This is a genomic window from Geobacillus uzenensis, from assembly GCF_002217665.1.
In the GTDB taxonomy this organism is placed as follows: domain Bacteria; phylum Bacillota; class Bacilli; order Bacillales; family Anoxybacillaceae; genus Geobacillus; species Geobacillus subterraneus.
In genome coordinates, this window is the sequence record NZ_NEWL01000010.1 from 174,596 (window position 1) to 195,324 (window position 20,729).

At 54.8% G+C, this 20,729-nt stretch carries 19 protein-coding genes; 15 read left to right on the forward strand and 4 right to left on the reverse strand.

Features of this window, described 5'->3' with window-relative positions:
- Positions 1-10: 10 nt before the first annotated feature.
- The gene (locus B9L21_RS16340) at positions 11-529 is read left to right on the forward strand and encodes a YwgA family protein (RefSeq protein WP_063167155.1); all 519 of its coding nucleotides are present in this window, start codon (positions 11-13) and stop codon (positions 527-529) included.
- A 56-nt stretch (positions 530-585) separates the two neighbouring features.
- Here the strand turns inward: B9L21_RS16340 and B9L21_RS16345 are convergent, their stop codons facing one another.
- The gene (locus tag B9L21_RS16345; RefSeq protein WP_063167156.1) at positions 586-1,887 is read right to left on the reverse strand and encodes an NCS2 family permease; all 1,302 of its coding nucleotides are present in this window, start codon (positions 1,885-1,887) and stop codon (positions 586-588) included.
- A 102-nt stretch (positions 1,888-1,989) separates the two neighbouring features.
- Positions 1,990-2,178 carry a 2-hydroxymuconate tautomerase gene (locus B9L21_RS16350; protein WP_020961553.1) on the reverse strand — a complete coding sequence of 63 codons (189 nt, stop codon included), beginning with the start codon at positions 2,176-2,178 and terminating at the stop codon, positions 1,990-1,992.
- A gap of 132 nt (positions 2,179-2,310) precedes the next feature.
- Between B9L21_RS16350 and B9L21_RS16355 the strand changes: the two genes are divergently transcribed.
- Entirely contained in the window at positions 2,311-2,979 is a 669-nt protein-coding gene (locus B9L21_RS16355; protein WP_063167157.1) for a site-2 protease family protein, read from the forward strand.
- 17 nt (positions 2,980-2,996) lie between these two features.
- The gene (locus B9L21_RS16360) at positions 2,997-3,512 is read left to right on the forward strand and encodes a YwhD family protein (protein WP_063167158.1); all 516 of its coding nucleotides are present in this window, start codon (positions 2,997-2,999) and stop codon (positions 3,510-3,512) included.
- 131 nt (positions 3,513-3,643) lie between these two features.
- On the opposite strand, the gene B9L21_RS16365 is transcribed toward B9L21_RS16360, so the two are convergent.
- Positions 3,644-5,689 carry a transglycosylase domain-containing protein gene (locus B9L21_RS16365; RefSeq protein ID WP_063167159.1) on the reverse strand — a complete coding sequence of 682 codons (2,046 nt, stop codon included), beginning with the start codon at positions 5,687-5,689 and terminating at the stop codon, positions 3,644-3,646.
- Between the two features lie 236 nt (positions 5,690-5,925).
- Between B9L21_RS16365 and speE the strand changes: the two genes are divergently transcribed.
- The 6 genes from speE (at position 5,926) to B9L21_RS16395 (ending at position 10,857) form a co-directional block, all read left to right on the forward strand.
- Entirely contained in the window at positions 5,926-6,753 is an 828-nt protein-coding gene (gene speE / locus B9L21_RS16370) for a polyamine aminopropyltransferase (protein WP_063167160.1), read from the forward strand.
- Between the two features lie 13 nt (positions 6,754-6,766).
- Entirely contained in the window at positions 6,767-7,642 is an 876-nt protein-coding gene (gene speB / locus B9L21_RS16375; RefSeq protein ID WP_063167161.1) for an agmatinase, read from the forward strand.
- Positions 7,643-8,008: 366 nt separating this feature from the next.
- Positions 8,009-8,386, forward strand: a complete 378-nt coding sequence (locus B9L21_RS16380) for a hypothetical protein (RefSeq protein WP_063167162.1) — start codon at positions 8,009-8,011, stop codon at positions 8,384-8,386.
- 119 nt (positions 8,387-8,505) lie between these two features.
- Positions 8,506-8,937, forward strand: coding sequence for a DUF1934 domain-containing protein (locus B9L21_RS16385; RefSeq protein ID WP_063167163.1), 432 nt, complete (start codon positions 8,506-8,508; stop codon positions 8,935-8,937).
- A gap of 4 nt (positions 8,938-8,941) precedes the next feature.
- The gene (gene argS / locus B9L21_RS16390) at positions 8,942-10,615 is read left to right on the forward strand and encodes an arginine--tRNA ligase (protein ID WP_063167164.1); all 1,674 of its coding nucleotides are present in this window, start codon (positions 8,942-8,944) and stop codon (positions 10,613-10,615) included.
- Between the two features lie 74 nt (positions 10,616-10,689).
- Entirely contained in the window at positions 10,690-10,857 is a 168-nt protein-coding gene (locus tag B9L21_RS16395) for a XapX domain-containing protein (RefSeq protein WP_063167442.1), read from the forward strand.
- 297 nt (positions 10,858-11,154) lie between these two features.
- Here B9L21_RS16395 and cls read toward each other — a convergent pair whose 3' ends face one another.
- Positions 11,155-12,345 carry a cardiolipin synthase gene (gene cls, locus B9L21_RS16400; RefSeq protein WP_063167165.1) on the reverse strand — a complete coding sequence of 397 codons (1,191 nt, stop codon included), beginning with the start codon at positions 12,343-12,345 and terminating at the stop codon, positions 11,155-11,157.
- Between the two features lie 359 nt (positions 12,346-12,704).
- On the opposite strand from cls, the gene B9L21_RS16405 reads away from it, so the two are divergent.
- The 6 genes from B9L21_RS16405 (at position 12,705) to B9L21_RS16430 (ending at position 20,729) form a co-directional block, all read left to right on the forward strand.
- On the forward strand, positions 12,705-14,801 hold the full coding sequence (locus B9L21_RS16405) for a (Fe-S)-binding protein (RefSeq protein WP_063167166.1): 2,097 nt from the start codon (positions 12,705-12,707) through the stop codon (positions 14,799-14,801).
- A gap of 164 nt (positions 14,802-14,965) precedes the next feature.
- Positions 14,966-16,144 (forward strand): acetyl-CoA C-acetyltransferase, encoded by a 1,179-nt coding sequence (locus B9L21_RS16410; RefSeq protein WP_063167167.1) that lies wholly within the window; start codon positions 14,966-14,968, stop codon positions 16,142-16,144.
- Positions 16,145-16,584: 440 nt separating this feature from the next.
- Entirely contained in the window at positions 16,585-17,436 is an 852-nt protein-coding gene (locus B9L21_RS16415) for a 3-hydroxybutyryl-CoA dehydrogenase (RefSeq protein WP_063167168.1), read from the forward strand.
- A 48-nt stretch (positions 17,437-17,484) separates the two neighbouring features.
- The gene (locus B9L21_RS16420) at positions 17,485-18,627 is read left to right on the forward strand and encodes an acyl-CoA dehydrogenase (protein ID WP_063167169.1); all 1,143 of its coding nucleotides are present in this window, start codon (positions 17,485-17,487) and stop codon (positions 18,625-18,627) included.
- A 42-nt stretch (positions 18,628-18,669) separates the two neighbouring features.
- Positions 18,670-19,812 (forward strand): acyl-CoA dehydrogenase, encoded by a 1,143-nt coding sequence (locus B9L21_RS16425; protein ID WP_063167170.1) that lies wholly within the window; start codon positions 18,670-18,672, stop codon positions 19,810-19,812.
- Positions 19,813-20,096: 284 nt separating this feature from the next.
- Positions 20,097-20,729, forward strand: a complete 633-nt coding sequence (locus tag B9L21_RS16430) for a TetR/AcrR family transcriptional regulator (RefSeq protein ID WP_063167171.1) — start codon at positions 20,097-20,099, stop codon at positions 20,727-20,729.

The following is a 20,729-nucleotide window of genomic DNA, read 5'->3' on the forward strand; positions in this document are numbered from 1 at the left end:
ATGACGGAGAGTGCTCACGGAGCATGCGAAAGTGATGAAGGCGTTGGCGGCCGCCGGGGAAATAGCGGGCCGCAAAAAGCTGCAAAAAATGATTTACATCGCGAAAAAGCTCGACTTTCCGTTTTACGAGAAGTTCGATTTCCATTTTTACGGCCCGTATTCCGAGGAGCTGACATGCCGCGTCGAGGAGTTATGCGCGCTCGGCTTTTTGCATGAAGTGAAAGAGAAAAAGAGCGGCTATGTGCAATACCGCTATACACTGACCGAAGCGGGCGAACAGTTTTTGCGCCATTACGACTGGGAGATGCCGGGCCTTGCCGAATGCATGCAGGCGATGAACGGACAAAACGCACGCTTTTTGGAGCTTGTCTCCACGGTGCTCTATTTTGAACATTTGTCAAAAGAGGAAGTAAAAGAGAAAATCGCTGTCGTAAAAAGCAAGCAGCGCTATACGGAGGAAGAGATCGAAGAGGCGTATGCGTATATTGATGCGCTCCGCAACCGATGCAACACAAAAGCCCGCGTATAAGCGGGCTTTTTAGTAGTTGAAAACCGGTGCTGCCGACGACCGTCGGGTTGATTCCATCAGTGCGGCAAAAACGCCAGCTGCAAAAAGAACAGCACGGCAAGCACGTACAGCAGCAACGGCACATCGCGCCAGCGGCCGCAGGCGATTTTTAAGAGCGGGTACGAGACGAAGCCGAGCGCGATGCCGGTCGCGATGCTCGAGGTGAGCGGCATGCTTAAGATGATGAGAAAGGCCGGGAACGCCTCGTCGAGCTGATGCCACGAAATATGGGCGATATGGCTGATCATCAAGCTGCCGACGATGATGAGCGCCGGGGCGGTGATGGCCGATAACCCGGCGACCGCGCCGACTAGCGGGCTGAAAAAGACCGCGATGACAAACAGGACAGCGACGGTGAGCGCCGTCCATCCGGTCCGTCCGCCGGCAGCGATGCCAGTGGACGACTCGATGTACGCTGACGTTGGGCTTGTGCCAAACATGGCCCCGATCGTGGTCGCGACGGAGTCAGCCAAGAGCGCTTCGCGGGCGCGCGGCAGCGTGTTCCCTTTCATCAATCCCGCTTGTTGAGCGACGCCGATCATCGTGCCGGTCGTGTCAAACAGCGTCACAAGCAAAAAGGAAAAGACGACGGCGTACAAATGATGGCTGATGACGTCCCCAACGGCCGCAACCGGATTGGCAACGATCACCCCGTCCGGCAGCGTCGGCAGCGACACGATTCCTTCGTCAAATTTCAATTGACCGGTCGTGTAGGCGATGATCCCGATGATGACCATGCCGTAAAAGAGCGCTCCGTTAACGCCGCGCATCATGAGAACGAGCGTGACGGCGAGGCCGACAAGCGTCAACATAGCCGATGGGGCATGCAAGTCGCCAAGCGCCACCAAATTTTGCGGGTGGGCTTGGATGATCCCGGTCAGCCGCAGGCCGATGAAGGCGATAAACAGCCCGATGCCGGCGGTGATACCGTGCTTTAAGCTGTCGGGGATCACTTCAATCAGCTTGCTGCGGAGCGGGGTGAGCGACAGCAACAAAAACAGCAATCCCGCGACAAATACAGCGGAAAACGCCGTTTCGTACGAAATGTTGTCATGCGAGCCGACGACCGAATAGGCGAAATAGGCGTTCAGCCCCATGCCAGGGGCGATGGCGATCGGGTAGTTGGCGAACATGGCCATCCACAGCGTGCCGATCACCGTGGCGATGACGGTCGCCGTGAACGCCTGTTCAAACGGGACGCCGGCGTCCGACAAGATAACCGGGTTGACGACGATGATATACACCATCGTGAGGAACGTGGTCAAACCGGCGAGCATTTCCGTCTTGCGGTCAGTCTGTTTTTCTGCGAAACGAATCATAGGCAACCTCCTAAAAGACGAACAATAGTAGAAGCAAGTATAATAATATTCGTTTTTACTTCAAAAAGCAACGGGAGCGCCTTAAGCGCCCCCGTCTTTCCTTTACTCCGCGTCGCTCAGCCGTTTTCCGGCGACGGCATAATGATCTTTCGTCATTTCTTCGATAAAAACGACAACGCTCTCTTTTTTCGCCCCCGTCGTTTCTACAACGGCGTCCGTCACTTTTTCAACAAGCGCTTTCTTTTGCTCGTCCGTGCGGCCGGCGAGCATTTTGATCGTTACATACGGCATCGTGATTCCTCCCATTTCCTTGTCGAGTGCTGTCGCGCTTATTATACCATGGAACGGTGAAGTTCAGTCCACTTTTCACGGTAAATCATGTATACTAAGGATAGTGAATACAGGGGAAAAGGAGTTAACCAAGTGGAACACATGTTGCCGTATTCGTTAAGTGAAATTCCGTACGTGCTGTTGACGTTGGCGCTGGCGTTTTCCGTGCACGAGTTTGCCCATGCGTACGTCGCCTACAAGTTCGGCGATCCGACGGCGAAAAACCAAGGACGGCTGACGTTATCACCGTTTGCCCATTTGGATTTGCTTGGCACGCTGCTCATTTTCCTGGCCGGGTTCGGCTGGGCGCGGCCGGTGCCGGTCAACCGCTTCCATTTTAAAAACCCGCGCCTAGCCGGCATTCTCGTCTCAGTTGCCGGGCCGCTAAGCAATCTTGTGCTCGCCGGGCTTGGGTTTGTCATTTGGTATGCGATGGTCGATTTCGGCATCATGCGGGCGCTGCCGGATTGGTTTGCCGCTGGGTTTGATATGTTTTTCCAAATTTTTATCGGCTTGAACGCTGTCTTGTTTGTGTTTAATTTATTGCCGTTTCCGCCCCTTGATGGGTATCGTATTATTGAAGACTTAGCCCCGGATAGGCTTCGGGCAAAAATGACGCAATGGGAAACCTACGGGGCGCTCATTTTTCTCATTCTTGTGCTGACGCCGCTCGACCGGTACACGATTGAGCCGGTATTTCAAGTGGCGTTGCCGTTCGTGCTCGAACATTTGCAGACGTTCGCTGCCAACTTGTTTACGTAGAAAGGAGGAAGAAGCGGATGGAACAAAAAAAGAAAAAAACGATCGGTTTTCACATTATTAAAGACGATCCGACCGACGGGCACCGCGGTTTCGGCGCCGGGGCGTTGAGCTTGGAAAACGTCTCGCCGGTCATCATTGACGTCGAGGCGGGCGAAGCGTTTGTCGATATGGGGGCGATGCATGCGCGCAGCGCCGTCGAGCGCGGCATTAAGTTTTTGCCCGACCGTTCGGCTGTGCCAAACGGCAAGCCGTACTGGATCGTTTGGGTGACGATCGAGCGCGGCGAGGACGGCCCGTATTACGCCGGGGTGACGGCGTGTGAAATGACTGTTGACCGCGAGGCGCGCCGCGGCTATAAGCTATTGCCGGAACATGTGAACCGTCTCGATAAGTCGCTAAAGCGGCACATCATCGTCGATCATATGGATGCGAAATCCAAGCGGGTGCTCGCCGACTTTTTGAAAGGGCACGACATCGACATGTGGAACCGTTCGAGCGATGAGCTGAAAAAAGGGCTTGAAGGCGAATTGTGACGGTTTTGTGAACATATTTGTGCAAGGGCTTGTTCTTGTTTGGAAAAAAGGATAAACTAAACCTACATGTATAACACAGGAAAACTAGGACAAGAAAATCCCCTGCGCATGCGCAGGGGATTTTCTTAATGTTAAAACCACGGGAACCATTTCTCAAACCAGCTTTTTCCGTTTTCTTTTTTCTTCTTTTTCTTCTCCAGATGGTCGGTGCAATAGTCGGTCGGTTCGGTGCCGATGAGATAATACGTTTTTCGCTTCACCGGACAAGCGTCGGTGGCCAGCTTGCCGTTTTGCGGGTCGATGTCGACGCCGATGACTCCTTTCGTGGGTTTGAATGACCGTTTTGGTTCATCGGCGAGCCCTTCTTCCATAAAGTGAACCCAGATTTGTTTGGCGTATTGTTTTTCGTCAAAGCGATCCATTGGCTCGCCGCGGTCGTAGCCGGTCCAGACGCCGGCAACAAGTTGTGGGGCGAACCCGATCATCCAGCTGTCCGTTTTCGTCGTCCCGGACTTGCCGGCATACGAGCGCGTTATTTCGTCGAGGATCGATTGTCCGGTGACGGTCGTATAGCCGTTCAGCTTCGGGTCGAACATCCCCGTCATTAAATGAGTCGTGACAAACGCCGCGTCGCGGTCGAGCACTTGCCGGCTTGCCGGCTGATGCTCGTAGATCACGTTGCCGGCGCTGTCCACTACTTTTTTAATGAACACCGGGTCGTTTCGTTTGCCATAGTTGGCGATGGTGCTGTAGGCAGCGACCATGTCGATCACCCTCACTGGCGAAGTGCCGAGCGCTAATGACGGCACGGCTTTTAGCTTGCTCGTGATGCCGAGCGTCTTCGCTGTGTCAACGAGTTTGTCGGCTCCGATAAATTGCAGCGTCTTGACCGCAAAGACGTTGTCGGATACAGCGAGCGCTTGGGCGAGGGTAATTGGGCCGTTCGCATAATAATCATTGTAGTTATGAGGCGTATACGTCGCCCGGCCGCTGTCAAACGTAAACGTCGTCAGCTCGCTACGCAATTCGGTCGAGGGGGTGAACCCTTGTTCAATGGCCGCATAGTACAAAAATGGCTTGAACGTCGACCCCGGCTGGCGTTCCGCCTGCACCGCCCGGTTGAACGGGCTTTCGTCGTAGTCGCGTCCGCCGATGAGCGCTTTCACTTCTCCGGTGCGCGGGTCCATGGCCACTAGCGCGGCTTGGATGGCGGACGTTGGATTGATCACTCGCTCGAGTTGCTTCTCGGCGATTCGTTGCAGGCGCGGGTCAAGTGTTGTATACACGCGCAGCCCGCCTAATTCAATCGTGCGCTCGTCAAGGCCGAGCTTGGTGCGAAGCTGCTGCTTGACGACGTCTTGAAAATACGGGGCGACAGGCCGTTCTTTCTCGCGGTGCCGGACGTAGACGAGCTCGTCGCGGTACGCCTGTTCCGCCTCTTGGCGGCTGATGTAGCCTGCTTCCACCATCGAGAGAAGGACGATTTTTTGCCGCGCTTTCGCTCGCTTTTCGTTGACGAGCGGCGAATAATAGTATGGGCCTTTTGGGATGCCGGCCAGCATCGCCGCTTCGCTGAGCGTCAGCTCGCTCGCGTGCTTGCCGAAATAATAGCGGGCTGCCGCTTCGATCCCGTAAGCTCCGTGTCCATAGTAAATGGTGTTTAAATAGCCTTCTAAAATTTTTTCTTTGCTGTAGTTGGCTTCAAGGCGGATCGTATAGAGCGCCTCTTGAATTTTCCGCGACCACGTTTTCTCGTGCGTCAAAAATAAGTTGCGCGCGTATTGCTGGGTGATCGTGCTCGCCCCTTCGACTTTGGCCATCGCCTGCACATTGGCGATGACGGCGGCGGCGATTCGTTTCAAATCAAATCCGTGGTGCTCGTAAAACTTTCGGTCTTCGACGGCGATCGTCGCTTCAATGACGTGCGGGGAAATGTCATCGAGACGAACCCAGTAGCGCTTCTGCCCGTGGTCGCTTTCCCCGATTTTGCTGCCGTCGTCGGCATAAAAAATGGTCGTTTGCGGCACAGCGACCGGCGGAGCGCCTTCGATTTTGGCAAACAAAATAAAGCTCCCGAGGGCAGCGGAAGCAAAGATTGCGAGGAAAACGCCAATAAAGACGGCGGCGCGCACATATTTCCACGTGCCGCGAAAACGGCTGCCCGGGATCGGTTCCATTGCGCATCACCCCAATGGTTTCAACAGTATGTTAGGACAGGCGGATGGGTTTCCCTCCGGCCCGCTGCCTTAGGCGGGCGCTTTCCGCTTTCTTACTAGTATGAAAAAAAATTTTTTATTTTAAACTTGTTCCCCTTGCATTTTTGCTAGATTGCTCTATACTTTTTCATGTTTAGTTTTTCGTTGGCAAGGGAAACTTGATAGTAAGCAAACGCTCGGAGAAAGGATGTTACCGAATGGAACTATGGTTTACGGAAAAGCAGACGGAACATTTCGGCATCACGGCACGCATCATCCGCACTTTACATACAGAACAAACGCCGTTTCAAAAACTCGACATGGTTGAAACAGCCGAGTTTGGCAACATGCTTATTTTGGACGGTATGGTGATGACGACGCAAAAAGACGAATTTGTCTATCATGAGATGGTTGCCCATGTGCCGCTGTTTACCCACCCGCATCCGGAAAACGTGCTGGTCGTTGGCGGCGGCGACGGCGGCGTCATCCGCGAAGTGCTGAAACACCCAAGCGTCAAAAAAGCGACGCTTGTTGAAATTGACGGCAAGGTGATCGAGTACTCAAAAAAATACTTGCCGGAAATCGCTGGCCAGCTTGACGATCCGCGCGTCGAAGTGAAAGTCGATGACGGGTTTATGCATATCGCCCAAAGTGAAAACGAGTACGACGTCATTATGGTTGACTCGACCGAGCCGGTCGGCCCGGCGGTGAATTTGTTTACAAAAGGGTTTTACGCCGGCATTGCAAAAGCGTTGAAAGAGGATGGCATTTTCGTCGCCCAAACGGACAACCCGTGGTTTAAGGCGGAGTTGATTCGCACCGTTTACCGTGATGTGAAGGAAATTTTCCCGGTCACGCGTCTATATACGGCGAACATTCCGACCTACCCAAGCGGACTCTGGACGTTTACGCTCGGCTCGAAAAAATATGATCCGCTCGCAGTGAGCGATGACCGCTTCCACGACATCGATACGAAATATTACACCAAAGAGCTGCATAAAGCATGTTTCGTATTGCCAAAATTTGTTGCGGATTTGGTGAAATAAGGGGGGCAGACCGATGCGCTTTGATGAAGCTTATTCCGGCAACGTGTTTATCGGCAGCCACCCGAACTTTGAAGAAAGCGAGGCCGTCATTTACGGGATGCCGATGGACTGGACGGTCAGCTACCGGCCTGGTTCGCGGTTCGGCCCGGCCCGCATTCGCGAAGTGTCAATCGGGCTTGAAGAGTATAGCCCATATTTAGACCGCGAGCTCGGTGACATTCGCTATTTTGACGCCGGCGATATTCCGCTGCCGTTTGGCAACGCCGCCCGCAGCTTGGAGCTGATTGAACAGTTCGTCCGAAAAGTGCTCGATGCCGGCAAGTTTCCGCTCGGCCTTGGCGGTGAGCACCTTGTCTCTTGGCCGGTGATTAAAGCGGTGCACGACTATTACCCGGATGTGGCCGTCATTCATATGGACGCCCATACCGACTTGCGCGAACATTATGAAGGCGAGCCGCTGTCGCACGCGACGCCGATCCGCAAAGTCGCTGATCTCATCGGCCCGACGAACGTTTTTTCGTTCGGCATTCGCTCCGGCATGAAAGAAGAGTTCGAATGGGCGAAACAAAACGGCATGTACATCGCCAAGTTTGAAGTGCTTGAGCCGCTTCGCTCCGTGCTGCCGAAGCTTGCCGGCCGTCCGGTGTATGTGACGATCGACATCGATGTGCTCGACCCGGCTCACGCCCCGGGCACGGGAACGGTTGATGCCGGTGGGATTACATCGAAAGAACTATTAGCCGCCATCCACGAGATCGCCCGCTCTGACGTCCGCGTCGTGGGCGCCGATTTAGTGGAAGTGGCGCCGATTTACGACCATTCAGAACAAACCGCGAACACAGCGAGCAAACTTGTTCGGGAAATGCTGCTTGGCTGGGTGGCGAAGTGAATAGAGAAAAGGGGCTGACCCAAAACGCGAATGCGTTTTGGGATCAGCCCCCACTTTTTTGCCTCAAATATAGAAGAATCGCCCTTTTTTCTGGTAGAATAGAGTCACCAAAACCACTACCACCGAAAGAAGGGCGATTGTCCTTGGTGGCGTAAATGAGGGGGAGAACAGAGTCGGAATTTTGTTCCGTTTGGTAAAATATACAAAAACCAGAGAGGGCTGACTCCAAAAGTCCGCTTTTTGGCGGACTTTTGGGTCAGCCCCTTTTTGTGTGTAGGAGAAAGGTTGCAGGAATATGGGTGTGCCATATGGAATAATATTCAATATGCTTAACAAATTTACCATTAGAAGGGGGATAAGGAAAAAGTGGGCATTAGGCTGATCAAAATTTCCGTCGTATACTTCGTCATCGGTGTCTTGATTGGACTTGGCATGTCGATGACCCATTCGTTTGTGCTCACACCGGTTCACGTCCATATCAATCTGTTAGGTTGGACGGCTTTGACGCTCGCGGGCATCATCTATCATTTATTTCCACAGGCAGCAGCGACGAAATGGGCGAAAGTCCATTTTTGGCTGCACAATATTGGCCTGCCGCTCATGATGATAGGTCTTATTTTTGTCGTGTACGGTCATGAGGCGTTCGTACCGTTGACGGCCTTCGGCGGAGTACTTGTTGTCCTCGGCGTCATTTCCTTTGCCATTGCCGTGCTGCAACGCGTTCGCGCCTCATCGTCAAGCTGAGATGACTAGGCTCAAAGCGCTTGCTTTGGGCCTTCTCTTTTTCTCGCCCCTTGAATCAGGCGGAACAGTTCTTTATACTTATTGTTATGACTGTGTTCGCAAAGGTGTGTTCATCCATTATGAAAGAAACAAACGGCATTCCGGTGCGGCTTCGCCAGGTGGCCGTCATCCGCGACGGTGCGCACCAAGAGACGGTCGTGCTTGAAGTGGACGGCATGTATTACATAAAAGGGGAAGCGATGTATTTGCAGTTTGCCGAGGAAAACGAACTCGGCCGGGTGAATAACATCGTGAAAATCGCACCCGATGAGGTGACCGTTCTCCGTTCTGGGGCGGTCGAGATGCGGCAAACGTTCCGCTGTCGGCAGGAAATGCCGGGCCATTACAAAACGGTGTTCGGGCGGTGGGCGCTGGCGACAAAAACGGATGCGATCGAGTTCCGATATGACGAAAGACGGAAACAAGGGCAGCTCTTTCTCTCGTATGAACTGATGCTAGAGCATGAGCGGAGCGGGCGCCATACGTTGACGTTAACATTTAAGGGGGTATAAGCCGATGAACATTGTCGGGCAAATGAAAGAAAAGCTGAAAGAGGAAATTCGCGAGGCGGCGGTGAAAGCCGGGCTCGTTTCGGCTGATGAGCTGCCGGACGTCTTGCTGGAGGTGCCGCGCGACAAGGCGCATGGCGATTACTCGACGAACATCGCCATGCAGCTTGCCCGCATTGCGAAAAAGCCGCCGCGGGCGATTGCCGAAGCCATCGTCGGGCAGCTTGATCGCGAGCGCGTATCGGTGGCGCGCATTGAGGTGGCGGGGCCGGGATTTATTAACTTTTACATGGACAACCGCTATTTGACGGCGGTCGTGCCGGCGATTTTGCAGGCGGGACAAGCGTATGGCGAATCGAACGTCGGCAACGGGGAAAAAGTGCAAGTCGAGTTCGTCTCCGCCAACCCGACCGGCGACTTGCATTTAGGCCATGCCCGCGGCGCGGCGGTCGGCGATTCGCTTTGCAACATTTTGGCGAAAGCCGGGTTTGACGTGACACGCGAATACTATATTAACGACGCCGGCAAGCAAATTTACAATTTAGCGAAATCGGTCGAAGCCCGCTATTTCCAAACGCTTGGCACCGATATGCCGCTGCCGGAGGACGGTTATTATGGCGATGACATCGTGGAAATCGGCAAACAGCTCGCCGATGAATACGGCGATCGGTTCGTTCACGTTGACGAAGAGGAACGGCTCGCCTTTTTCCGCGAATACGGCCTCCGTTACGAGCTTGACAAAATTAAAAACGATTTAGCCGCGTTCCGCGTGCCGTTTGACGTTTGGTATTCAGAAACGTCGCTTTATGAGAGCGGTAAAATCGACGAGGCGCTCGCCACGCTGCGTGAGCGCGGCTACATTTACGAGCAGGACGGGGCGACATGGTTCCGTTCGACGGCGTTTGGGGACGACAAAGACCGCGTCTTAATTAAGCAGGACGGCACGTATACGTACTTGCTTCCGGACATCGCCTACCACCAAGACAAGCTGCGGCGCGGATTTACCAAGCTGATTAACGTTTGGGGAGCGGATCACCACGGCTACATCCCGCGCATGAAAGCGGCGATCGCCGCGCTCGGCTACGATCCGGAGGCGCTCGAAGTCGAAATCATCCAAATGGTGAACTTATACCAAAACGGCGAGCGCGTCAAAATGAGCAAGCGCACCGGCAAGGCGGTGACGATGCGCGAGCTGATGGAAGAAGTCGGCGTCGATGCCGTCCGCTACTTCTTTGCGATGCGCTCGGGCGATACGCATTTGGATTTTGACATGGACTTGGCCGTGTCGCAGTCGAATGAAAATCCGGTTTACTACGTCCAATACGCGCATGCCCGCGTCTCAAGCATTCTCCGCCAAGCGGAAGAGCAGCAGCTGTCATATGAAGGGGATGCCGCCCTTCATCATCTCGTGGAAACGGAAAAAGAAATCGAGCTGCTCAAAGTGCTCGGCGACTTCCCGGATGTCGTCGCTGAGGCAGCCTTGAAGCGGATGCCGCACCGCGTCACCGCCTATGCGTTTGATTTGGCGTCGGCGCTTCACAGCTTTTACAATGCGGAGAAAGTGCTTGACCTGGACAATATCGAAAAAACGAAAGCCCGCCTCGCGCTTGTCAAGGCGGTGCAAATCACGCTGCAAAACGCCCTGGCGTTAATCGGCGTCTCAGCGCCGGAACAAATGTAAACGAACAGGGGGGAGCGATTGCTCCCTCTTTTGTTTGGGCATGCTAAAGGAAAACAGCGGTGGAGGATCAACAGGTGAAAGAAGTCATATTATCGCTTATCACCGGCATGGTTGTCGGCCTTTTGTTTACCTTGTTTCGTCTGCCGATTCCTGCCCCCCCGGCGTTGGCCGGCATTGCGGGCATCGTCGGCGTATATCTCGGCATGCGGCTGTTTCAATGGCTGGCGCTGTTTTGGAAATGAGCAGCAGCCGCGCAATGGCAAGCCGATCGGGACGGTTCAATCCCCCGGCTGGCGCCGTTTTGGCGATGCGAGATCGCCGCGGGCGCCGGCCGGGTTTTTGTTTTTGCTGCTTCGGCAGCAGTTCGATAGGAGTGAGGGTGTCCCAGCGCAGCGGGGCACCCTTTTTCATCGCTATATATGCGACGAACGTTTCTGCAAGACCATGTGCTATCCCTCTCTTAGGAAAAGGCGCGCTTCCGAACGCGAGCCCTATGGATGGATGAACGTTCTTTCTTTACGGTTTTTGCCGGGAAGCCGCTACAACCAAGTGGAAAGTAGCTGGGAAATGGATTCTTTGCCGCGGTCGAGGAGCGAACGGTTTTGCCAAAAATCGAGCGTCAGCGGTTCGGAGCGTGTCAAGTCGCGTTCGATCGCCTGTTTGACGAGCCGAGTAAACGCACGGTCAAACACATAGCAGTTGATTTCGCTGTTTAAAAACAAACTGCGCCGGTCGAAATTGGCCGTGCCGACATCGCACCATTCTTCGTCGATCACGATTGTTTTAGCATGGTAAAACCCTTGGTAAAAGCGGTAAACGCGTGCACCGGCTTTCAGCATTTGATAAAAATACGGATAGGCGGCTTCCCTTACAAATAAATGATCTGCCTTCAGCGGCACGAGCACGGTGACGCGCACCCCGCGCTTGAGTGCGCGCATCAGCTCGTTAAACAGCGGACGGCTCGGGATAAAGTACGGGGTGCCGATCATAATTTCTTTTTTGGCGTGGCGGATGACATCGATATACTGCTCTTCGAGGGCGGCGCCATCGGTGGCGACCAATTGATGGCGAATGGTGCCGGCGGGAAGCTCCGGGAAGTAGCGGCGCTTGTCAGTCACCGTCTTGCCTGTCGCCTCTTCCCAATCATGCAAAAACTGTTCCTGCAAGTCATATACGCCTTCCCCGCTGATTTTTAAGTGGTAGTCCCGCCATTCCCCGAAATCGGCGTCTTTCCCATTATACTCGCGGCCGATGTTAAATCCGCCGATATAGCCGACTCGTCCGTCAATGACCGTGATTTTCCGGTGGTTGCGGCGGTTGAGGCGGTAAATGAAAAACGGAAAGCGCGGCGGGCGGGCATAGGCGAACTCCACTCCGTTCGCCCGTAGCGAACGAATGAGCGTTTTCGGCAGCCCGAGGCCGCCGACCCAGTCGACCAACACCCGTACTTTCACTCCCTCAGCCGCCTTTTCTTTTAAAATTTGGAAAAAAGGCGTGGTCGTTTCGTCGCTTTTGATGATGTAAAACAGGATGTGAATATGGTCGCGGGCGCGGCGCAGATCAGCAAAATAGTCGGAAAATAAATGTCTGCCGTTTACGTAGAGCGCAATATCGCTTCTCCGTTCCGGATAGACAACTTTTTTGCGTCCGTTCCGGAAGACGAGCTGTCCGAGCTTGTCATCAAGATAAATGAGCACGAATATGATGGCAATAACAGCAATGACGACCATGCCTTCCCCTCCTGTGCATCGCTTCAGTACTTATTAATGTGTCCTACAACGTACAAAAATAGCAAAGCTATCGCCGCCGATTCCATCCGGCTTTGCCGGACGGGCGCCAAACCGTTCCTTATGGAGACTCAATGATTCAATCGTGCCCGCGGTGAGGCGAAGCGCGGGCAGGAGCGAACCGTCTGGCTGGCCAATATATCGGCCTCCTCTCCGGCTTTTGCTCGAACGCGAAAAGAAATGAGAAAAAAGCTATTGACTGAATGCTCATTCATTTGTACAATAGACGTAAATCACAATTCTGAAAATTTGTTTTGTTATGGCAACAAATTCGCCGGAAAAGCGGGGGAAGGGGAGAGAAGATGAACGCCTTAGTACTGGTGAATTGGCTCGCGTTTTTGTTTGTAACCGCTTACGCCATCTACTTGTTTGCGTATGTCGTGAAAACACGGGCGATGTACATTAAGCTCGGCAAAAAAGTCGAGTTTGATGAAAAAGTGAACGAGCGGCTGCGCAACATTTGGATCAACGTCTTCGGCCAGAAAAAGCTGCTCAAAGACAAAAAAAGCGGGCTGATCCACGTCGTCTTTTTCTACGGTTTTATTCTCGTTCAGTTTGGCGCGATTGACTTTATCATCAAAGGGCTCGCGCCCGGAGCGCATTTGCCGCTCGGGCCGCTGTATCCAGGATTTACGTTTTTCCAAGAAATCGTCACGTTGCTCATTTTAATCGCCGTGCTCGCTGCCTTTTACCGCCGCTACATTGAAAAGCTCGTCCGCTTAAAGCGCGATTTCAAAGCCGGACTTGTGCTCCTTTTTATCGGCGGACTCATGTTGTCCGTTTTGTTCGGCAACGGGATGAGCAGAATTTGGCACGGCGAAGAGGCGACATGGAGCGAGCCGGTTGCCTCGCTCATTGCCGGCGCGTTCTCATGGATCGGCGAAACCGGGGCCGCGGTGCTGTTCTTTGTTGCCTGGTGGGTGCATTTGTTGATTTTGCTGACGTTCCTCGTGTATGTGCCGCAGTCAAAGCACGCCCATTTGATCGCGGCGCCAATCAACGTCTTTTTCGGCCGGCTGACGCGGCCGAAGCTTTCGCCGATCAACTTTGAAGACGAAAGCCAAGAATCGTTTGGCGTCGGCAAAATTGAAGATTTTACGCAAAAGCAGTTGATCGACTTGTATGCCTGTGTCGAGTGCGGCCGCTGTACGAGCATGTGCCCGGCGACCGGCACCGGGAAAATGTTGTCGCCGATGGACTTGATTTTGAAGCTGCGCGACCATTTGACGGAAAAAGGGGCGGTCGTCACGTCGCGCGCCCCATGGGTGCCGACGTTCGCCTTTAAAAACACGAAAGGCAACCAGCTCGCGTTCGCCGCGGCATCGGAGCAGGCGGCAGCGATTGAAATGCCGAGCTTGATCGGCGATGTTATCACCGAGGAAGAAATTTGGGCCTGTACGACGTGCCGCAACTGTGAAGACCAATGCCCGGTCATGAACGAACACGTCGATAAAATTATCGACTTGCGCCGCTATCTCGTGTTGACCGAAGGGCGGATGAATCCGGATGCGCAGCGGGCGATGACGAACATCGAGCGCCAAGGCAACCCGTGGGGCTTAAACCGGAAAGAGCGGGAAAACTGGCGCGAGCTGCGCGACGACGTCCACGTCCCAACGGTCAAAGAAGCGGCCAAGGCCGGGGAAGAGATCGAGTATTTATTCTGGGTCGGCTCGATGGGCTCATACGACAGCCGCAGCCAAAAAATCGCCCTTGCTTTTGCCAAACTGCTGAACGAAGCGGGCGTCAAGTTTGCGATTTTAGGCAACAAGGAGAAAAACTCGGGCGATACGCCGCGCCGGTTAGGGAACGAGTTTTTATTCCAGGAGTTGGCGACGAACAACATCGCCGAGTTTGAAAAAGCGGGCGTTAACAAAATCGTCACGATCGACCCGCACGCCTACAATGCGTTTAAAAACGAATACCCGGACTTCGGGCTCGAAGCCGAAGTGTACCACCATACCGAGCTGCTTGCCAAGCTCATCGAAGAAGGGCGCCTTGTGCCGAAATATCCGGTCAACGAGCGCATCACGTTCCATGACTCGTGCTATTTAGGGCGCTACAATGACGTCTATGACGCACCGAGACAAATTTTGCGCGCCATCCCGGGCGTCGAGCTCGTCGAAATGGAGCGCAACCGCGAACGCGGCATGTGCTGCGGTGCCGGCGGCGGCCTCATGTGGATGGAAGAGACGACCGGCAACCGGATCAACGTCGCCCGCACGGAGCAGGCGCTCGCTGTTAACCCGACGGTCATCAGCTCCGGCTGTCCGTACTGTTTGACGATGCTGTCGGACGGCACGAAGGCGAAAGAAGTGGAAGACCGCGTTTCGACGTACGATGTCGCGGAACTGTTGGCGAAATCGGTGTTTGGGGAGGAAAAAAACGAAGCCGCATCATAAAATAGTTGCATAGACAATTTCTATTTTTTAAAATAGTAAGTAACAAATTGTGTTTGGAAAGAGATGGTGTACGGTTGTACGCCTTCTCTTTCGCCTCGCTATCGAGCGAACGTTCAGTCTGTATTTTGTAATCGCTTTCTTATCTGAAAAGGGGGAGAGGAATGATGGGGAAAACGGTGATTGTCAGCGGGGTGCGCACCCCGTTCGGAAAATTAGGCGGCGCGTTGCGAGCGTTATCAGCATCAGAGCTCGGCGGCATCGCCGTGAAAGAGGCGCTCGCCCGCGCCAACGTGAGCGCAGAACAAGTCGATCATGTCATTTTAGGTACGGTCCTGCAAGGCGGACAAGGGCAGCTTCCGTCGCGGCAGGCGATGCGCCATGCCGGCATCCCGTGGCACGTCCGCACCGAGACGGTGAACAAAGTGTGCGCGTCCGGCATGCGCGCCGTCACTCTTGCTGACCAGCTCATCCGCTTAGGCGACGCCGATGTCGTCGTCGCCGGCGGGATGGAGTCGATGAGCAACGCGCCGTACGTGTTGCCGAAAGCGCGCTGGGGGCTGCGGATGGGCGACAGCACGGTCAAAGATTTGATGGTATATGATGGCCTCACATGCAGCTTCACCGGCGTCCATATGGGCGTTTACGGCGGCAATACAGCGCGTGAGCTCGGCATCACCAGAGAGGCACAAGACGAGTGGGCGTACCGCAGCCATAGGCGCGCCATCGCTGCGATCGAAACCGGCCGCCTCGCGGAAGAAATCGTTCCGGTGACGATTCCGCAGCGCAAAGGCGCCCCGCTTGTCGTTGAACACGACGAGGCGCCGCGGAAAGATACGTCGCTTGAAAAACTGGCGAAACTGCCGCCGGTATTTGACCATGAAGGCACGATTACGGCCGGCAACGCCCCGGGCGTCAACGACGGCGCCGCCGCGCTCGTTTTAATGAGCGAAGAGCGCGCCGCCCGCGAAGGGCTCGAGCCGCTCGCAACGGTGGTCGCCCACACGGCCATCGCTGTCGAGGCGAAAGACTTCCCGAAAACGCCGGGGCTTGTCATTAACGAGCTGCTCCGCAAAACGGGAAAAACGGTCGATGACATCGCCTTGTTCGAAGTGAATGAAGCGTTCGCCGCCGTCGCACTGGCGGCCATCCAAATCGCCGGCCTTGACCCGGAAAAAGTAAATGTCAACGGCGGCGCCGTTGCCCTTGGCCATCCGATCGGCGCGAGCGGTGCGCGCATCATCTTGACGCTCATTCATGAGCTGAAACGCCGCGGCGGCGGCCTCGGCATCGCCGCGATCTGCAGCGGCGGCGGCCAAGGCGACGCCATCTTAGTTGAGGTATAAGGGAAGCCAAGGGCGCGTCTCTCCCGTAGCCGTGCGGGGATGACATGGCTGTCGCCGCATGTCCCCGCACGACAGCCCGCCGCCAAGGCGCGTGTCGCCGGCTGTCGCCAAGATGCAGGAAGCGGCTTGCTGCGATCCTGTCCCTTGGTGACGCGGCGCGAAACGGGACGTGTCGCCGCCCCGCCCTTCGGCGATGGGGACAAAACGGCAGAGGACGCGGCCTGCTGCTAGCAGCGCGTCTATGAACCGGAGCGGTATCCCCAGAACAACGTCAAGGCGCAAGATGCGGCCGCGCGCCCCCGTGCAGCCGCTGCGGGGGAGGAAGCGGTGTGCCGCCGCGATGTTCCTTGCTGTCGGCACCGCGCCATTAGCGCCGTGAATCTAGCGGATGTGATGCACGTTCATTTTTCAGAAATACACATAGACAGGGGGATAGGAACATGGACGTCAAAACGATCATGGTCGTCGGCGCCGGACAAATGGGATCGGGCATCGCTCAAGTATGCGCTGTCGCCGGCTATGACGTGCTTTTATATGATATTAGCGAAGCGCAATTAGACAAAGGAATGCAAAACATCGAAAAACTGCTCGCCCGTCAAGTGGAAAAAGGGAAAATGGCGGCGGCGGACAAAGATGCGGCGCTGGCGCGGCTTTCTCGCTCCAATGACTTGCGCGCTGCCGTCAACGCCGATCTTGTCATCGAAGCAGTCGTTGAAAACATGGACGTGAAAACGAAGCTGTTTGCCGAACTGGATGAAATCGCCCGCCCGGAAACGATTTTAGCGTCGAACACGTCGTCGCTTCCGATTACGGAAATCGCGGCGGCGACGAAGCGGCCGGAGAAAGTGATCGGCATGCACTTTATGAATCCGGTGCCGGTCATGAAGCTGGTGGAAATCATCCGCGGCTTAGCGACGGCCGATGACGTGTATGAGACGATTGAAGCGGTCACCCGGACGCTCGGCAAAGTGCCGGTGGAAGTGAACGACTTTCCGGGCTTTATTTCCAACCGCGTCCTCATGCCGATGATTAACGAAGCGATTTACGCCCTGTACGAAGGGGTAGCGACCAAAGAGGCGATCGATGAAGTGATGAAACTGGGCATGAACCATCCGATGGGGCCGCTCACGCTCGCTGACTTTATCGGATTGGATACGTGCTTATACATTATGGAAACGCTTCATGAAGGGTTCGGCGATGACAAGTACCGCCCATGCCCGCTGTTGCGTAAATACGTCAAGGCTGGCTGGCTTGGCCGCAAGACAGGCCGCGGATTTTACACGTACGAGTAAGCGGGTCAAAGCAACATTGACGAGCAACATGACAAAGGGGGATGTCCCGTGCAATTTCGGTTTACGGAAGAACAAGAAATGATGCGGCAAATGGTGCGCGAATTCGCGGCGGCGGAAATCGCCCCGTTTGTCGAGCGCATGGAGCAAGGCGAATTTCCGCGTCCGATTTTAACGAAAATGGCCGAGCTCGGCCTGATGGGGATCACTGTTCCGGAACAGTACGGCGGCGCGGGCATGGATTTTGTTTCATATATTATCGCCATCCACGAAATTTCTAAAGTGAGCCCGACGGTCGGTGTCATTTTATCGGTGCACACGTCAGTCGGCACAAACCCGATTTTGTATTTCGGCACGGAAGACCAGAAACAAAAATACGTGACGAAACTTGCCCGCGGCGACTATTTGGGGGCGTTTTGCCTCACCGAACCGAGCGCCGGCTCGGATGCGAAAAGCTTAAAAACGAGAGCGGTGCGCCGCGGCGATACGTACGTATTGAACGGCTCGAAAATGTTCATCACCAACGGCGGAGAAGCGGACACATACATCGTCTTCGCCCGCACGAATCCGGAGGAAACCGGAAGCCGCGGCATTTCCGCGTTTATCGTTGAAAAAGGAACGCCGGGGATGGCGATCGGCAAAGATGAAAAGAAAATGGGGCTGCACGGCTCGCGGACGGTGACGGTGACGTTTGAAGACGCCGAGGTGCCGGCGGAAAACTTGCTCGGCCAAGAAGGGGAAGGATTTAAAATCGCCATGGCCAACCTTGATGCGGGCCGGATCGGCATCGCCGCCCAAGCGCTCGGCATCGCAGAAGCCGCGGTCGAACATGCGGCGGCGTACGCAAAAGGACGAATCCAATTCGGCAAACCGATCGCCGAGCAGCAAGGCGTCGCCTTTAAGCTTGCCGATATGGCGACGGCGGCGGAAGCGGCGAAATGGCTCGTCTACCGCGCCGCCTGGCTGCGCGCCCAAGGCTTGCCGTGCGGCAAAGAAGCGTCGATGGCCAAACTATTTGCCTCGCAAACGGCGATGGATAACGCCATTGAAGCGGTGCAAATTTTCGGCGGCAACGGCTATACGAAAGACTACCCGGTCGAGCGGCTGTTCCGCGATGCGAAAATTACGCAAATTTACGAAGGAACGAGCGAAATCCAGCGAATCGTCATCAGCAAGCAGCTGACCAAACAGTAACAAGGGGAAGAGGATGTTTATAGAAAACGGGGGAATGAAACGATGAACTTTCAATTGAGCGAAGAACATGAAATGCTGCGAAAAATGGTGCGCGAATTTGCCGAAAACGAAGTGGCGCCAACCGCCGCTGAGCGCGATGAGGAAGAGCGGTTTGACCGCGGCATTTTTAACAAAATGGCCGAGCTCGGCTTAACGGGCATCCCGTGGCCGGAAGAGTACGGCGGCATCGGCAGCGATTATTTGGCGTATGTCATCGCCGTTGAGGAGCTGTCGCGCGTCTGCGCCTCGACCGGGGTGACGCTTTCCGCCCATATTTCGCTCGCGAGTTGGCCGATTTACAAGTTCGGCACGGAAGAGCAAAAGCAGAAGTATTTGCGCGCTTTGGCGACCGGAGAAAAGCTCGGGGCGTACGGACTGTCCGAGCCGGGGGCGGGGTCTGACGTCGCCTCGATGAAAACGCGCGCCATCAAAGACGGCGACCATTACGTGTTAAACGGGTCGAAAGTGTGGATCACGAACGGCGGTGAGGCGGAAATTTACGTCGTCTTTGCCGTCACCGATCCGGAAAAACGGCATAAAGGAATCAGCGCTTTTATCGTTGAAAAGGGGACACCGGGCTTTTCGATCGGCAAAAAAGAAAAGAAACTCGGCATTCGTTCATCGCCGACGACCGAGCTCATTTTTGAAGATTGCCGCATCCCGAAAGAAAACTTGCTTGGCCAAGAGGGAGAAGGATTTAAAATCGCGATGATGACGTTAGACGGCGGCCGCAACGGCATCGCCGCCCAAGCGGTCGGCATCGCCCAAGGAGCGCTCGATGCCGCCATTGACTACGCGAAACAGCGCATCCAATTCGGCAAGCCGATCGCTGAGCAGCAAGGCGTCGCCTTTAAGCTCGCCGACATGGCCACCGCCATTGAAGCGGCGCGGCTCTTGACATACCAAGCGGCATGGCTTGAGTCAAACGGCTTGCCGTACGGCAAGGCATCGGCGATGGCAAAACTGTTTGCCGGCGACACGGCGATGAAAGTGACGGTTGATGCGGTGCAAATTTTTGGCGGCAACGGCTATACGAAAGACTATCCGGTTGAACGGTTTATGCGCGATGCAAAAATCACGCAAATTTACGAAGGAACACAAGAAATTCAGCGCCTCGTTATTTCGCGCATGTTGACGCGCGATTAAACGCTGCGCGTCAACTCATTCGTGTTGACGCGTGATTGATGGCCGCGGCGCTTGGTTGCGCGCCATTTCCTCGTTTGGATGCGCGAATCGCGGCAGCCGTTTCAAGGAGCGCGCTCTCTGTGCTGCTGTCAGGGGGTTCTTAATGATTTCGGGGATGTGCCGTGCGGGTCATGGCGATGATTTCAACCGTATGCCGCACGACATGTCCCGTTCTGCGGCGCGAACGGGAAGCTGTGCGGGGCGCCAGCCTAGCTGCTAAACGGGAATGGGGGAGAGGAATCTGCATGAAAAAACGGGAAGTGATCGCATCGGTCAAAGATGAGAAGCTCGTGAAAAAACGGCGCAACGAAATGATTAAAGGCGCCATTTCTCTTTTTAAACAAAAAGGCTTCCACCAAACGACGACGAGGGAAATCGCCAAAGCGTCCGGGTTTAGCATCGGCACGCTGTATGAATACATTCGCAAAAAAGAAGATGTCTTGTATTTAGTGTGCGACCGCATTTACGACGAGGTGCGGGAGCGGACCGAACAAGATCTTGGCGATCATCACGGCACGGTTGAAGGGCTGCGGCGTGCGATCGCCCACTATTTTCGCGTCGTTGATGAGCTCGATGACGAAGTGCTCGTCATGTACCAAGAGCTGAAGGCGTTAAGCAAAGAGTCGCTCCCGTACGTTCTCAATAAAGAGCTCGAGATGACGGCCATTTTCGAGCGTATTTTGCGCACATGCGTCGAAAGCGGGGCGCTGCAGCTTTCCGAAGGCGAGATTCGCCTCTTTGCCCACAACATTATCGTGCTTGGGCAAATGTGGGCGTTCCGGCGATGGGCGCTGAGGAAAATGTATACGCTCGAAGAATACATTGAATGGCAGACCGAGTTTTTATTAAAGGGGATTATGGAGAAACAGCAAGTTTGA